The organism is Herbaspirillum hiltneri N3 (assembly GCF_001267925.1).
Classification (GTDB): Bacteria; Pseudomonadota; Gammaproteobacteria; order Burkholderiales; family Burkholderiaceae_D; genus Herbaspirillum; species Herbaspirillum hiltneri.
Genome location: NZ_CP011409.1, coordinates 895,634 through 910,867 on the forward strand (window position 1 = coordinate 895,634; position 15,234 = coordinate 910,867).

At 60.6% G+C, this 15,234-nt stretch carries 11 protein-coding genes; 5 read left to right on the top strand and 6 right to left on the bottom strand.

Annotation, left to right across the window (positions count from 1 at the left end):
* Positions 1-59 precede the first annotated feature (59 nt).
* Positions 60-1,391, top strand: a complete 1,332-nt coding sequence (locus tag F506_RS04100) for a hemolysin family protein (RefSeq protein WP_053195456.1) — start codon at positions 60-62, stop codon at positions 1,389-1,391.
* Positions 1,392-2,106: 715 nt separating this feature from the next.
* On the opposite strand, the gene F506_RS04105 is transcribed toward F506_RS04100, so the two are convergent.
* From F506_RS04105 to F506_RS04130, 6 genes are all read right to left on the bottom strand, one after another.
* Positions 2,107-3,423 carry a cytochrome c gene (locus F506_RS04105; RefSeq protein WP_235471363.1) on the bottom strand — a complete coding sequence of 439 codons (1,317 nt, stop codon included), beginning with the start codon at positions 3,421-3,423 and terminating at the stop codon, positions 2,107-2,109.
* Positions 3,420-5,198, bottom strand: coding sequence for a GMC family oxidoreductase (locus tag F506_RS04110; protein ID WP_053195457.1), 1,779 nt, complete (start codon positions 5,196-5,198; stop codon positions 3,420-3,422). The genes F506_RS04105 and F506_RS04110 overlap by 4 nt, the downstream gene beginning before the upstream one ends.
* Before the next feature lie 49 nt (positions 5,199-5,247).
* Entirely contained in the window at positions 5,248-5,985 is a 738-nt protein-coding gene (locus F506_RS04115) for a gluconate 2-dehydrogenase subunit 3 family protein (RefSeq protein WP_053195458.1), read from the bottom strand.
* A 418-nt stretch (positions 5,986-6,403) separates the two neighbouring features.
* Positions 6,404-7,336 (bottom strand): BKACE family enzyme, encoded by a 933-nt coding sequence (locus tag F506_RS04120; RefSeq protein ID WP_053195459.1) that lies wholly within the window; start codon positions 7,334-7,336, stop codon positions 6,404-6,406.
* Between the two features lie 751 nt (positions 7,337-8,087).
* Positions 8,088-8,870 (bottom strand): 3-hydroxybutyrate dehydrogenase, encoded by a 783-nt coding sequence (locus F506_RS04125; RefSeq protein WP_053195460.1) that lies wholly within the window; start codon positions 8,868-8,870, stop codon positions 8,088-8,090.
* Positions 8,871-8,933: 63 nt separating this feature from the next.
* Positions 8,934-9,671, bottom strand: a complete 738-nt coding sequence (locus F506_RS04130) for an acetoacetate decarboxylase (RefSeq protein ID WP_053195461.1) — start codon at positions 9,669-9,671, stop codon at positions 8,934-8,936.
* A gap of 292 nt (positions 9,672-9,963) precedes the next feature.
* Here F506_RS04130 and F506_RS04135 point away from each other — a divergent pair, with 292 nt between their 5' ends.
* The 4 genes from F506_RS04135 to F506_RS23770 all read left to right on the top strand — a co-directional run bounded on the left by F506_RS04135 (position 9,964) and on the right by F506_RS23770 (position 15,036).
* Complete coding sequence (locus F506_RS04135; protein WP_053195462.1) at positions 9,964-10,731, top strand: GNAT family N-acetyltransferase; 768 nt, start codon at positions 9,964-9,966, stop codon at positions 10,729-10,731.
* Complete coding sequence (locus F506_RS04140) at positions 10,728-11,588, top strand: UDP-2,3-diacylglucosamine diphosphatase (protein ID WP_053195463.1); 861 nt, start codon at positions 10,728-10,730, stop codon at positions 11,586-11,588. The genes F506_RS04135 and F506_RS04140 overlap by 4 nt, the downstream gene beginning before the upstream one ends.
* Positions 11,570-12,616 carry a glycosyltransferase family 4 protein gene (locus F506_RS04145; RefSeq protein WP_053195464.1) on the top strand — a complete coding sequence of 349 codons (1,047 nt, stop codon included), beginning with the start codon at positions 11,570-11,572 and terminating at the stop codon, positions 12,614-12,616. Before F506_RS04140 ends, F506_RS04145 begins: the two co-directional genes overlap by 19 nt.
* 305 nt (positions 12,617-12,921) lie before the next feature.
* Positions 12,922-15,036, top strand: a complete 2,115-nt coding sequence (locus F506_RS23770; protein WP_083457578.1) for a methyl-accepting chemotaxis protein — start codon at positions 12,922-12,924, stop codon at positions 15,034-15,036.
* The last annotated feature ends 198 nt before the right edge of the window (positions 15,037-15,234 follow it).

The following is a 15,234-nucleotide window of genomic DNA, read 5'->3' on the forward strand; positions in this document are numbered from 1 at the left end:
TGTTTTGTTAGCTGCTCTTCGGCAGGCGCACTTTCTTTACTACTCAATAGGTACCCTCGTTGGAAAACATCTTGCTGATCGTCGCGGCCCTCTTTCTGGTCGCGCTGAACGGTTTTTTCGTCGCAGCAGAATTCGGTCTGGTCAAACTGCGCCAGACCCGCATCAGAGCCATCGTCAAGACGCAGGGCTTGCGCGGCCGCATACTGGCGACTGTCCATAATCAACTCGACGCCTACCTGTCGGCCTGCCAGCTCGGCATCACGCTGGCGTCGCTGGGCTTGGGCTGGATCGGCGAACCCGCCTTCGCCAGCCTGCTCGAACCCCTGTTCGCCTTGCTCGGCGTGAGTTCGCTGGAGCTGATCCACGGCGTGTCCTTCGTCTTCGCCTTCGTGATCATTTCCTTCCTGCACATCGTGGTCGGCGAGCTGGCGCCGAAGTCGATGGCGATCCGCAACCCGGAGCGCATCGGCCTGTGGTGCGCGATGCCGCTGTACGGTTTTTACTGGATGATGTACCCGGCGATCTGGCTGCTCAACCTGAGCGCCAACTGGGTGTTGCGCGTGACCGGCCTGGGCGGCGTGCACGGGCACGATTCCCACTATTCCTCGGACGAGCTCAAGCTGATCCTGCGCTCCGGCGGCAAGACCGGCAAGTTCACGCCGCAGGAGTGGAGCGTGCTGGCGCAGTCGCTCGACTTCGGCGACCTCAAGGTGATGGACCTGATGCGCCCGGCCAACGAGATTGTCGCGCTGAGCGCGGCCAATACGCATGATGAAAACATGCAGATCATTTACCGCAACCGTTTCAGCCGCTATCCGTATTTCGACGCCGGGCAGCAGGAAGTGCTGGGACTGTTGCATCTGAAGGATGTCTTCATCGCGCAGCAGGACGGCAAGGCCATTGTCGACCTGCGCCATTACCTGCGTCCGGTGCAGTACATTTCACCGAGCCTGTCGGCGCAGGAGTTGCTGCGCCGTTTCCGCACCGGCTCGCCGCATTTTGCGATCATCGGGCGCAAGGGGCAGGCGCCGCTGGGCTTTGTCACGCTGGACAATCTGCTGAGCGTGCTGGTGGGCGAGATCCGCGATGAGTTCCGTCACACCTCCAATGAGTGGACGCGGCAGGATGACGGCACGTTGCTGGGCAAGGGCAGCCTGCCTATCGTGACGCTGGAGCACATGCTGGGCATCGATTTCGAGTATGACGAGACGGTCGATTCGGTTGGCGGACTGGTCATGGAGAAGCTGGGTGAAGTGCCGAAGGAAGGGCAGAAGGTGGAGTTTCATGCTTTTGACATCGTGGTCAAGAAGATGAAGGGGCCGAAGATTTTGTTGGTTAAGGTTTATCCCAAGATGCAGGATGGGGAGTGGGTGGGGGAGATGGAGGGATAGTTGTTTTGCCTCTTTGTGTTTTGTTCCGACTTGCCGTTGTTCTGTAGCTTATTCTTTTCTTTCTTCGGACGGCCGTGGTTGCCGGGGGCGGCCCGGCAGCCGCTCACTTTCTTTGCTTCGCCAAAGAAAGTAAGCAAAGAAAGGCGACCGCGATTCGCCGCCCCTTCGGGGTTCCCGTTGGCGCCGCACTCAAATCGGGAAGGGAAACAAACTCGCTGCGCTCAGACAAGTTTCCCTTCTTTTTCCGATTTGAGCACGTCACCAACGGCGACTCATAAGCGGAACTTCTTCTTCGGCTCGCTTCGCCTTGCCTTGGGTGGCTCGCCTGCGGCATCGTGATTCTCATTCTTTCTTGAACTGACCGCGGAGAACTGTGACCATCGAGCCCCCTCCGTCCCCTGGCGATGCGCAGCGAGCCAGTCTGGCAGTCCGCTTGCGAGTAGCCGGTGGCGGCAGGTGCAAATCGGATAAAGAGGGGAAACTTGTCTGAGCGCAGCGAGTTTGTTTCCCCTCCCGATTTGCGCCTGACGACGCCGGGAACCCCGAAGGGGCTACGAACCAGCGGTCGCTTCTTTTGCTTACTTTTCTTGGCGAGACAAGAAAAGTGAGTAGCCGCCGGGCTACCCCCGGCAGGGTCGTCCGAAGAACAAACCGCAGAAGCTACCGACAAACAGAAGTCGGAACAACAGTCACAGAAGAAAAGCGAGCATCACACTCACTTCTCCACACCCTTCCTCACAACCGCCACCTGCTCAGCAGTAACCGCCGCAGCATGATTACCCCAATTCCCACGAATGAAGCTGACTACCTCCGCCACCTCCTGATCACTCAACCGCCACCCGAACGCCGGCATCCCCATCGCCGAAGGATCCGACTTGGTGGAAGGCATCGCGCTGCCCGCCAGCACCACATGGATCAGCGACGTCGGATCGGCCACGTTGACCACCGCGTTCTTGCCCAGCGCCGGGAAAGCCTTCATCGCCCCGGTGCCGTCCGAGCGATGGCAGGCATTGCAGTTGTTGAGGTAGACCAGCGCGCCGGCAGTCTGCAGCTTGCCCGAGCGCAGCTCCAGCGTGGCCGGCTGGTCGGCGCCGGCAGCGTTGGATGCCGCCGTCGCCGGCGCAGCTCCGTCGCCGGACTTCTTGCCAGGAAGACTGCTCAGGTATTCACCGATGGCCAGCAGGTCGGCGTCGCTGAGGTATTGCGTGCTGTCATTGACGACCTGGCTCATTGCGCCGAAGGCCGCACCGTCCGTGGCGCGGCCGGTGCGCAGGTAGGAGGCGATCTGTTCCTTGTTCCAGCGGCCCAGGCCGTCCTTGTCGTTGCGCAGGCTGGGTGCGTGCCAGTTGTCCAGCGTGTAGCCGGACAGGAAACCTTCATCGCCGCCATCCAGCGATTTCTCCTGGCCGAAACGGCCGTGCGGCGTATGGCAGGCGCCGCAGTGGCCGAGGCTTTGCACCAGATAGGCGCCGCGATTCCAGCTGATGCTTTGGGTCGAGTCCGCCTTGAACGGCTTGTTCTCGAAGAACAGCATGTTCCAGCCGGCCATCAGAATGCGCATGTTGAACGGGAACGGCAACGCGGTCTTCGGATTGTCCTGCTGTACCGGCTTCACGCCTTGCATGAAGTAGGCGTACAGGGCCGAGACGTCTTCATCGCTGAGCTTGGCGAACGAGGTGTAGGGCATCGCCGGATACAGGCGCACGCCGTTGCGGCCTTTTCCCTTGCGCAGCGCCGAGGCGAAATCGTCATAGCTGTAGTCGCCGATGCCGGTTTGCTTGTCCGGCGTGATGTTGGTCGAATAGATGGTGCCGAACGGCGTGTTCATCGGCAGGCCGCCGCTGAATGGCGCCTTGCCCTTGACCGTGTGGCAGGCCATGCAGTCGCCGGCACGGGCGAGGTATTCGCCGCGCTGGATCTGCTGCGGTTGCGGCGTCGACGGTGTCGGATTGACCGTCTGCGCGACGGCTACCGCCGCAAGGCTCAGCGCTGCCGTCGCCAGCACAGCCTGCCCGAAGCGACGCGCGCTCATGCCTGCACCAGCGGGCCGGGGTTTTTCAGATAGCGCTCGCGGATTGCGGCTGCCGACCAGTAGGCCAGAGCGCCGACCATGCCGGTCGGGTTGTAGGCCCAGTTCTGCGGAAAAGCGCTGGCGCCCATGATGAACAGGTTGTGCACGTCCCACGATTGCAGGTACTTGTTGATCACGCTGTTGTCGGGACGGTCGCCGCAGATGGCGCCGCCGGTGGTGTGGGTGGTCTGATAAGGGCGCACATCGTAATGCTCACCGGATTTGGTGGCGCTGGCGTGCATCAGCTTCGGCTTCATCGCCTTGGCAACCTCCACCACGCGATCGGTGACGTACTGGGTCATGCGGATTTCGTTTTCCTTCCAGTCGAAAGTCATGCGCAGCAGCGGCAAGCCGTAGGCGTCACGATAAGTCGGATCGAGGTCGAGATAGTTGTCGCGGTTGGCCATGACCGATCCTTCCGAACCGATGTTGAACGAATGCAGATAGTTGTCCTTGAGCGCCTTCTTCCAGCCGCTACCCCACTTGGGCGTGTCGGGCGGCACGATGGATTGTCCGATCGGACGGCCACCGGTGACCATCGCGCTGATATAAGCGCCGCCGACGAAGCCGTGCGGACCGTGGTCGAAATTGTCGCCGTTGAAGTCATCGAACACCTGGCCGCCGGCACCGGCGCCGGCGAAGGTGTTGGCCGCAAAATCCTTGTCGAAGAACAGCGATACCGAACTGTTCTTTTGGTAAGCGTAGTTCTTGCCGACCGTGCCGACACCGGTCTTGGGATCGTAGGGTTTGCCGATGCCCGACAATAGCAGCAGCCGCACGTTGTGCATCTGGTAGGCGCACAGGATCACCAGGTCGGCCGGCTGTTCCACCGAGCGCCCTTGCGCATCAATGTAGGTCACGCCGGTGGCGCGCTTGCCGTCGCTCGCGAGATTGATCCGGGTGACGTAGGACTTGTCGCGCAGTTCGAAATTGGGTTTCTTCAGTAGCGCCGGAAGGATGCAGGTTTGCGGCGACGCTTTGGAATACATGTAGCAGCCGAAGCGTTCGCAATAGCCGCAATAGTTGCAGGGACCCAGTTGCATGCCGTAGGGATTCTGGTATGCCTGCGAGGCGTTGGCGGCGGGGATCGGGAACGGGTGGTAGCCGACTTCGCGCGCAGCGGTTTCGAACAGGGTGGCGGGCGCATTGTTCTTCAGCGGCGGCAGCGGATAGTCGCGCTTGCGCGGCGCTTCGAATACATTGCCGCCTTCGATAATCTTGCCGTCGAGATTGCCGGCCTTGCCCGACACGCCGGCGATGTATTCGAAACGGTCGTAGAAAGGTTCGAGTTCTGCATACGTCATCGGCCAGTCCTGGATCGTCATGTCGACCGGGATGAAGCGCTTGCCGTAGCGTTGCTCATAGTGGCTGCGCATCTGCAGCTCGGCGTCGTAGGAGCGCCAGGTGACACCGTTCCAGTGCACGCCGGCGCCGCCGACGCCGTTGCCGAGCAGGAAGGAGCCGAGCTGGCGATACGGCAAGGCGTCTTCACCGGGCGAGTGGCGCACGGTGATGGTTTCCTTGCTGAGATTTTGCATCAGCTTGTAGCGCTGCGCATAGGTGAGTTCGTCGGCGATTTTCGGATAGGCGAAATCGGGATTGGTGTCGCGGTTCTCGCCGCGTTCCAGGCCCACCACGGTAAGGCCGGCTTCGGTCATTTCCATGCCCATGATGGAACCGCTCCAGCCCATGCCGACCAGGACGACGTCTACTTTCGGTTTGGTGATGTCTGCCATGCTTATGCTTCCTTGTTCTTGTTGTCGGGACGACGCAATGTTCAACGGCTCAGCCGCGCTTGCCTATGCTCACCGGGCCATAGGGATAGACCTTGTCGGACGGTCCGACGAAGTCGAGGAAGTCCGCCCGTGCGCCGGGAAATCCGATCATCTTCCAGCTGCCCATGCCCTTGTTGCCGCCGTGGATCGGGTCCGACAGATAGCCTTCCTTGGTGTTTTGCAACAGGAAAGTGAAAAACCATTGGGCCGATACCTGTTCGAATTTCAGCGTGCCGCCGTCCATGTCCTTGAACAGCTGTTCCTGCTCACCGGGAGCGAGTTGCGCGAAGGTCTTGCCGCTGAAATTCTTGCGGCAGTGTTCATTGAGCGCGGCGATGCCGGCGCGGTACAGTTCGCGCGGCGGCATGCTGGCCTGGTAGCCGAACAATGCCGGCGCATCGCCCTTGAACGGTCCCTGCATGTACCAGTTGGAAGCGTGGCCGAAACCGGATTCCATCTGGCCGTCGATGAACGCGTGCACGTTCAGGTCAAGGGCGCCCGGTCCTTCCGGATCGGCGGGGATCAGGCGGTCGACGGCGGCCTTGAGGAAGATCCATTCGTCGGCATTGAAAAAGCGCGGCTGGTACTCTCCCGCCACTGTGCCGGCGTCCACGGTCTGCGCCGCCGACGGCAACAGGGTGCCGGCGGTCAGTGCGGATGCGGCCGGAACGATGGCGATGGTCTTGAAGAGGAATCCGCGGCGTGAAGCCACGCCGGGTTCCGCAGGAGGCGGATTGTCTTTTTTCATTGTTCACCTGGGCTGGTTAGCACGCGGAGCGGCACGGACTGCGAATCTTTGCTCGTGCGGTTGCAGACCTGCTGCGCCGTTTACCTGGGGTCGGCTGAAGCACACTGGCTTCGGCTTTTTTGTTTTGCAGGAAGTTCGACCGGGGCGATTGCAATGATGTTCCGCAGGCAAGCCTTCCCTTCGCAGGCTCGCTTTCGCAAGCTGACGGCGAGCCCGGCGCAGCACCGGCGAACAGGCGGGGAAATAACGCGATCTGCAACGATCTTCTTCGAACGAAAAAGAAAGCTGACAGCGAAAGAAAATCAAAAAAAACGGCGCTCACAAAATCGTGAAGCGCCGCGGGAGATAAAAAGTAAAGCTGCTCCTACATCCTCTGTAGGAGCGGGCCGAAGAGGCGTGTAGGCGATGCGGAGCGTGCTCAGAAACCGACGTTGTCGCCACCCTTGAGCTTGAGCATCTGGCGGGCGTCGTCAGGTGTCGCCACTTCCAGCGACAGCGCTTCGATCACCGTGCGGATGCGCTTGACTTGCGCGGCGTTGCTTTGCGCCAGCTTGCCCGGGCCGTCCCACAGAGAATCTTCCAGGCCGACGCGGGTATGGCCGCCCATCGCCGCCGACATGGTCGCGATCGGAATCTGGCCGCGCCCGGCGCCCAGCACCGACCAGTAATAGTCGTCGCCGAACAGGCGGTCGGCGGTACGCTTCATGTGCATCACGTCTTCGACGTCGTTGCCGATGCCGCCACGCAGGCCGAATACCGACTGGATCAGGAACGGCGGCTTGATCAGGCCGCGATCGATGAAGTGGGCGGCGGTGTAGAGATGGCCGATGTCGTAGCACTCGATTTCAAAACGGGTCTGGTTGGCGCTGCACGATTCGAGGATGTAGGCGATGTCCTTGAAGGTGTTGCGGAAGATGCGGTCGTCCGATTCGGCGAGGTAGGGCTTTTCCCAGTCGTATTTGAAGTCCTTGAAACGGTCGAGCATTTCGTACAGGCCGAAGTTCATCGAGCCCATGTTGAGGGAGGCAACCTCGGGTTTGAGTTGGAGCGCCGGTTGCAGGCGTTCTTCCACGCCCATTGTGGGGGCGCCGCCGGTGGTGAGGTTGATGACGACGTTGGATTTTGCCTTGATCTGGGGGAGGAATTTGCGGAATTCGGCGGGGTCTTGCGTTGGCTTGCCGTTTTGCGGATCGCGGGCGTGAAGGTGGACGATGGCGGCGCCGGCTTCTGCCGCGCCCAGTGCTGCGTCGCGGATTTCGTCCGGGGTGACGGGCAGGTAGGGGGACATCGATGGCGTGTGGATGGCGCCGGTTACGGCGCAGGTGATGATGACTTTCTTGGGTTTTTTCATTGGGTTCTCCTGTTAGTTTGTCGGTTCGAGCTCGTTTGTTCTGTAACTCATTCTGTTTTTTCTTCGGACGACCGTGGTTGCCGGGGGCGGCCCGGCAGCCGCTCACTTTTCTTGCTTCGCCAAGAAAAGTAAGCAAAAGAAGGCGACCGCGATTCGCCGCCCCGCTGCGCGGGGTTCCCGTTGGCGCCGCACTCAAATCGGGAAGGGAAACAAACTCGCTGCGCTCAGACAAGTTTCCCTTCTTTTTCCGATTTGAGCACGTCACCAACGGCGACTCATAAGCGGAACTTCTTTCTCGGCTCGCTTCGCATTGCCTTGGGTGGCTCGCCTTCGGCATCGTGATTGCCATCTTGGGTTTGATTGATAGCGGAGAACTGCGACTTTCACTTCACCACGGTCCCCTGGCGATGCGAAGCGAGCCAGTCTGGCAGTCCGCTTGCGAGTAGCCGGTGGCGGCAGGTGCAAATCGGATAAAGAGGGGAAACTTGTCTGAGCGCAGCGAGTTTGTTTCCCCTCCCGATTTGTACCTGACGACGCCGGGAACCCCCGGCAGGGGGCTACGAACCAGCGGTCGCTTCTTTTGCTTACTTTTCTTGGCGAGACAAGAAAAGTGAGTAGCCGCCGGGCTACCCCCGGCAGGGTCGTCCGAAGAACAAACCACAGAAGCTACCGACAAACCGAAGTCGGAACAACAGACAAAAAAAAGCCGCCAATAAAGGCGGCCTCTTCATCCAACGCAAGCGGCAACCGCTTACTGCATAAACCACCCATGACTAACCACCACCGACTGCCCGGTAAGCGCATTGGTAGGAAACGCCGCGAGGAACACCGCCGTCTGCGCCACATCCGCAGTCGTGGTGAATTCACCGTCAACAGTATCCTTCAGCATCACCTTCTTGATCACGTCTTCTTCGCTGATGTTCAGTTCCTTGGCCTGTTCAGGAATCTGCTTCTCCACCAGCGGCGTACGCACGAAGCCCGGACAGATCACGTTCGAGCGGATCTTGTCCTTCGCACCTTCCTTGGCGACCACCTTGGCCAGGCCGATGAGGCCATGCTTGGCGGTGACGTACGGCGCTTTCAGCGGGGACGCTTCGTGCGAGTGCACCGAACCCATATAGATGATCGAGCCGCCCTTGCCGGCCTTGATCATTGCGCGCATTGCCGCGCGGGTGGTCAGGTAGGCGCCGTCGAGGTGGATCGCCAGCATCTTGCGCCAGTTTTCCAGCGTGCTGTCGACGATCGGGGCGATGATCTGGATGCCGGCGTTGCTGATCAGGATGTCGAGCGTGCCGTAGGCGGCCACTGCGTCGGCGATGCCCTTGTCGACCTGTGCTTCGTCGACCACGTTCATGGCGACGGCCATTGCGGTGCCGCCGCTCTTGTTGATCTCGTCGGCGGCGGCCTTGGCGGCGTCGAGCGCCAGATCGGCGATGACGACCTTGGCGCCGGCCTTGGCGTATTCAATGGCGATTTCCTTGCCGATGCCGCTGGCTGCGCCTGTGATCAGAGCGACTTTATCTTTGAGTACCATGACGTTCCTTTGTTAAACAAATTAAGCAAATTAAACAAACATTAAGCAAATAATGACCAGATATTAAGCAAGATAATCGTAAGCGACCGTGCCCAGCGGCAAAGTCAGGTCAGACAAAATGTGCACCGCAGAGATGACTTCCAGCACCGGCAGGTCGGCGATCGGCGCCAGTGCATGCGAATGCAGGTCCAGCGCGCCGGGACCGGTCCAGGCACCCTTGATGGTGATGTCCGACAGACTGTACTGTACCAGTTCGCAGATGCGGGGTGTGCCGTCGACGTGGGGAATGATTTTCAGCAGGAAACTGGGCGACGCCAGCGTCTTCGCCACCGTCTCATGATCGAGCGTGCGGTGCTTGAAACCCATGGTGCCGGTGGCGACGCGAAAATCGCTGTAATCGAGCGTACCGACCAGCGTGTCGGTGTGCACCCGCAGCTCCGGCGAGCCGAGCTTTTTGGGGAAGCCCCATAGCTCGCGTCCGCCCGCAATCGGCGGATGGTCGTTGAGGTACATGCTGTGGACATAGCCGCCGGCGACGCCGTTGAGCGTGACCGGGATCACCTGTCCCGACTCGCAATAATGGCCGAAGCCGGTCGAGTCGGGCATGTTGATGAACTCGAACTTGACGATCGGCTCGACGAACTGCAAGGGTGCGGGAATGATCTTCCTGAGCGCTTCCGGATCGGTACGGTAGGTAATGATCAGGAACTCGCGATCGACGAAGCGATAGGGGCCTGGCGGAAACGCCGGGTTGTGGATGGGCATGGCGAAAGCATTGCGACGGATTTCATCTTCAGTCATGGCATCTTTCTTTGCGGGGAAGGGGAATGAATCGAAGCAGCAATAAAGCGGTAATGAAGCGATAACGAAACGATAATTCGCTCTTGCCTGTTCGAGGGACGCTACGACATAAAGTTCATCTCTTCATCGACTGTTGTCGCCCCGTAAAGCTTGCTGGAGGCTGACAATCGCGCGATCGTGCTCGTTTGTACCGCTATCCGTTGCTATCACGCCATGTCGCGTCCAGCTGTCATTGGCCTGAAATAATCGGCAGTTACGCTCTGCAACGTTGTCAACTGAAAAAGGACGATGCATGAGACTGCTTACCACTCCGGCAGATGCTAACCTGAGTTCCTCCAAACTGTCACTGAGCCTGGCCACCACGCCGGAAGAAGTGCGCGAAGTACAGCGTCTGCGCTACAAGGTCTTCATCGAGACGATGAACCTGTCCGCACTGGCCAACGCAGAAGGTCTCGACAAGGATGAATTCGACGACTACTGCGACCACCTGATCGTACGCGACAACAAGACCCTGAGCGTGGTCGGCACCTACCGCGTGATGAGCCCGCACGCTGCACGCCGCATGGGCAAGTTTTACTCGGAGCAGGAATTCGACCTGAGCCGCCTCGACAATATCCGCAACTCCATCTGCGAAGCCGGCCGCGCCTGCATCCATCCGGACTATCGCAGCGGCGCCGTCATCATGTTGCTGTGGGCCGGCATTGCCGACTTCATGCGCCGCGAACGCTGCGACTACCTGATGGGTTGCGCCAGCGTCAGCCTGGCCGATGGCGGTCACAACGCGGCAGCGCTGTATCACGCCTTCCGCGAAAACAACATGGCGCCGCAAGAGTACAGCGTCACGCCGCACACGGCATTCCCGATCGAGGAACGCGAAGCCGGCCACCAGCCGCAAGTCCCGCCGCTGCTGCGCGGCTACCTGCGCAGCGGCGCATGGGTCTGCGGCGAGCCGGCATGGGATCCTGATTTCCACTCGGCCGATTTCTTCCTGCTGTTGCCGTTGGCAAAGCTGGACGGCCGTTACGCCCGCCACTACCTGAAAGAATCGAGAGCCGCATGAAATCACGCGATCAATTTCTGGATGCCAACGGTATAGACGCCACTCTGGGAACGAAACGCGATCCTCTCCATTTTCGCACCATCTGGATCTCGGACGTGCATCTCGGCACGCCGGGATGCCAGGCGCAACGGCTGCTGGAATTCCTGCGCGCCACCGAGTCCGACACGCTGTACCTGGTCGGCGACATCATCGACGGCTGGCAGCTCAAGCGTCGCTGGTACTGGGAGCAAAGCCACAACAACGTGGTGCAGACGGTGCTCAAGAAAGCCAAGAAGGGCACCAACGTGGTCTTCGTGCCGGGCAACCACGACGAAGTCATCCGTCAGTTCATCGACCTCGATTTCGGCGGCATCAAGATCCGTGACGAGCTGGTGCACACCACCGCCAACGGCAAGCGCATGCTGGTCATCCACGGCGACCGTTTCGACGGCGTCATCGCCTGCGCCAAGTGGCTGGCCTATGTCGGCGACAACCTCTACACCATGATCCTCAAGTTCAACCAGTGGTTCAACAGCTGGCGTGCGCGTGCAGGATTGCCGTACTGGTCGCTGTCGCAATACCTGAAGGGCAAGGTCAAGAACGCGGTCAACTACATCACCTCGTTCGAAGATGCGCTGGCTGCGGAAGCCTCCAAGAAAGGCCTCGACGGCGTCATCTGCGGCCACATACACAAACCGGAAATCCGCGACATCAACGGCATCAAGTACTGCAACGACGGCGACTGGGTGGAAAGCCTGTCCGCGCTGGTGGAAGATGCCTCCGGCGAACTGCGCCTGGTGACCTGGGGCGAGATCATGCAATTGAAGAAGAGTTCGAAATTAGCCGGAGTAGAAGATTTATGCGCATTGCCATCGTAAGCGACGCGGGCGAGCCCCAAGTCAATGGCGTAGTCAACACCCTGCGGGCAACCCAACAATGCCTGCGCAACAAAGGTCATGACGTACTGATGCTGGCGCCGCGCGATTTCCGTACGTTCGCCTGCCCGACTTACCCCGAAATACGGCTGGCCTACAAGCCGTATGCCAAGATCGCCGCCGCGCTGGATGCGTTCAAGCCGGATTGCATCCACATCTCCACCGAAGGCCCGATGGGTCTGGCGGCGCGCCGCTACTGCCTTAAGAACAAGCTGGATTTCACCACCGCCTATCACACCCGCTTCCCGGAATACCTGAGCGCGCGCAAGCTGTTGCCGAAGGCGCTGACGTACCGGTTGATGCGCTGGTTCCACGGCCCGTCCAAAGCCATCATGGTGCCGACGCCGAAGATGAAGGACGCGCTGGAAAAGAACGGTTTCCGCAACGTCGCCCTGTGGGGCCGCGGCGTCGATACGGAACACTTCCGGCCGGCGGCGGAAGACCATGCCTGCATCGTGCGGCCGCTGTTCCTGTACGTCGGCCGCGTCGCCGTCGAAAAGAATATCGAAGCCTTCCTCAAGCTTGACTTGCCGGGCTCCAAATGGGTCATCGGCGATGGTCCGCAGCGCGAAGAACTCGAGCAGCGCTATCCGCATGTGCGCTTCCTCGGCGCCAAGGGGCATGACGAATTGCCGGCGTATTACAACTGCGCCGACGTCTTCGTATTCCCCAGCCGTACCGATACCTTCGGACTCGTGCTCGCCGAAGCCATGGCCTGCGGCGTACCGGTCGCAGCGTATCCGGTCGAAGGGCCGATCGACGTCGTCGCCAACGGTGTCTCCGGCGCCCTGAACGATGAACTCGACGTCGCCTGCATGGATGCCTTGCAACTGTCGCGCGACGATGTGCGCGCGCATGCGCTGACGTATTCATGGGATGCCGCCACCCAGCAATTCCTGCAGCATCTGCACTACGCCCGCAACACGGCTGCGGTGGAGTTGGGCGGCGCCGTACTGCATGATTCCCGCTGATTTTATTTTCAATTTGCGCTGAATTTGCTCTGATCTCCTGCACCTGCCGGCCCCGTTCGCGGGCCGGTGTCGCCATTTCGATACGCCCGAACAGACGGACTTTTAACCGCCTCCTTTTCCCATGCGCCTCTGCAGCCCTGACGGGCAAGGACCGGTATGCTTTTTGCATACCGGTCCGTAGGTCAAGTCGCTTGCAATGTGGCCGTTTCGATATAAAACAAGATGAAGTCCACTTCACCGTCCTGTTTGTCCCGATGTGGCCATGTGCTCGCGATGCTTTATAGAAACATCATTGGGGGGAAGTCATGAAAAGTCTGTTCGCCAGATTGCAGTTGTGGAAGAAATTCGCCCTGCTCGGAATCATCGGTCTCGCCTTGTTCGGCGTGCCCACCACTTTGTACATCATCAGCGCGGAAAGCGTGATCGCTCACAAGACCCTGGAAATGAAAGGCGTGGTGCCTGCGCGCGCCTTGCTGCGTTCGATGCAATTGATGCAGCAGCACCGCGGCATGTCGGCGGTCCTGCTCGGCGGTAACGCCACGGTCGCGGCTCAACGGCAGGCCAAGGCGCAGGAAGTCGACCGGGCGCTGCAGGAACTGCAGGCGCAGCTCAAGAAATCCGGTGTGCGCAATCCAGCCATCGGACAGGATCTCGCCAGCGTGATGGCGGCGTGGAACACCCTGCGCGACGGTGTCGCCGCAGGGCAGGTAACCGGGCCGCAGAGTTTCAGCGGACACAGCGACGGCATCGTCAGGCTGTTCGAGATCAACGACCTCATTCTCGATGACTTCCGGCTCAGTCTAGATCCGGACCTCGACAGTTCGAAGCTGATCAGCGGCGGCTTCATCGCCTTCCCGCTGCTGACCGAAGAACTCGGCAAGATGCGCGCGCGAGGCTCGGCCATGCTCGGCAAGAAAGTCGCCACGCCCGACGACAAGCTGGCCATCATCAGCCCCCGCCAGGGCGCCGTCGAACGTCTGCGGCAAGCCGACCAGCTGTTCCAGCAGGCGTTCCTGATCAACGCCTCGCTCAAGGACGTGCTCGGCGCAACCGTGGCAGACGCCAAGACAAAGGCCGCCGCCGTGATTGCGCTGGCCGACGAAAAGATCCTCAAGGCGGAGGCGCTGGAGTTTCCTCCGCAGGAATATTTCGGCAAATTCACCGAAGCCATTGATGCCCAGTTCAAGGTCGTCGACGCCGTCATCGGCAGCCTCGAAAGCACCCTCGGCCAGCAGACCGCGCAATTGCGCCGCATGGAAATCTGGCTGCTCGGCGGCATCGGCGCGCTCGCCTTGTTTGCCGCATGGGTCGGCTACATGCTGTCGCGTTCGATCACCGTGCCGATGTCGGAATCGGTGGCGATGGCGCAGCGCGTGGCTTCCTGCGACCTGACTTCGCGTGCGGTGGTCACGGGCAGCGACGAATCGGCGCAGCTGCTGCATGCGCTCAACGACATGACCGGCAGCCTGGTGGACATCGTCAGCGATGTACGCGCCAGCATCGACGTGATCCATGTCGCGTCGAAAGAAATCGCCACCGGCAATGCCGACCTGTCCAATCGCACCGAGTCGCAGGCCTCCAGCCTGGAGGAAACCGCGAGCTCGATGGAAGAACTCACCTCGACCGTGCGCCAGAACGCCGACAACGCGCGCCAGGCCAACTCGCTGGTGACCTCGGCCTCGGAACTCGCCGTCAAGGGCGGCAAAGTGGTCGGCGACGTGGTGCAGACCATGGGCTCGATCAAGGATAGTTCGAGCAAAATCGTCGACATCATCAGCGTGATCGACGGCATCGCCTTCCAGACCAATATCCTGGCATTGAATGCGGCGGTGGAAGCGGCGCGCGCCGGCGAGCAGGGCCGCGGTTTTGCCGTGGTGGCCTCCGAAGTGCGCAGCCTGGCGCAGCGCTCGGCGTCTGCCGCGAAGGAGATCAAGCAACTGATCAGCGACTCGGTCGGCAAGGTCGACGCCGGCGGCAAGCTGGTCGACGAAGCCGGTGCGACGATGACCGAGATCGTGACCTCGGTCCGGCACGTGGCCGACATCATGGGCGAGATCACCGCCGCCAGCCAGGAGCAGAGCACCGGCATCGAAGAAGTCAATCGCGCCATCACGCAGATGGACGAGATCACGCAGCAGAATGCCGCGCTCGTTGAACAAGCTGCGGCGGCGGCCGAGAGTTTGCAGGAGCAGGCCGATGTGCTGGCCAAGGCTGTCAGCGTATTCCGGATCACGCCGGCGGAGGCGCAGCACAAGCCGGTGATGTCCTTGCCTGCGCCGTCGCGTACTCCGTCACCTTTCGCAGCGGCGACATTGCCGGCGCCGGGAAGGCCGTCGGCAATGAAAGCGACCGGCAAGCGCGCGTCGACGACGGTCGCCAAACCAGTCGATGCCGGCGGCAATGAATGGGACGAGTTCTGATCCGCCGTGCGCACCGCGTTGCGGCCATGGCGGTAAAATCACCGCAGAGCAAGAACCCGCACGATTCGTTGTGCGGACTTTTTTCATGCGTTTTCCATTCCGGGTGCGCCGCTTTCGTGCGTCCGGATTGTGCTTAAGATAACTATGCGATAAAGGTATAGTTACATGCGCACAAAGCATTAGCCTTGTTTTCGGCGC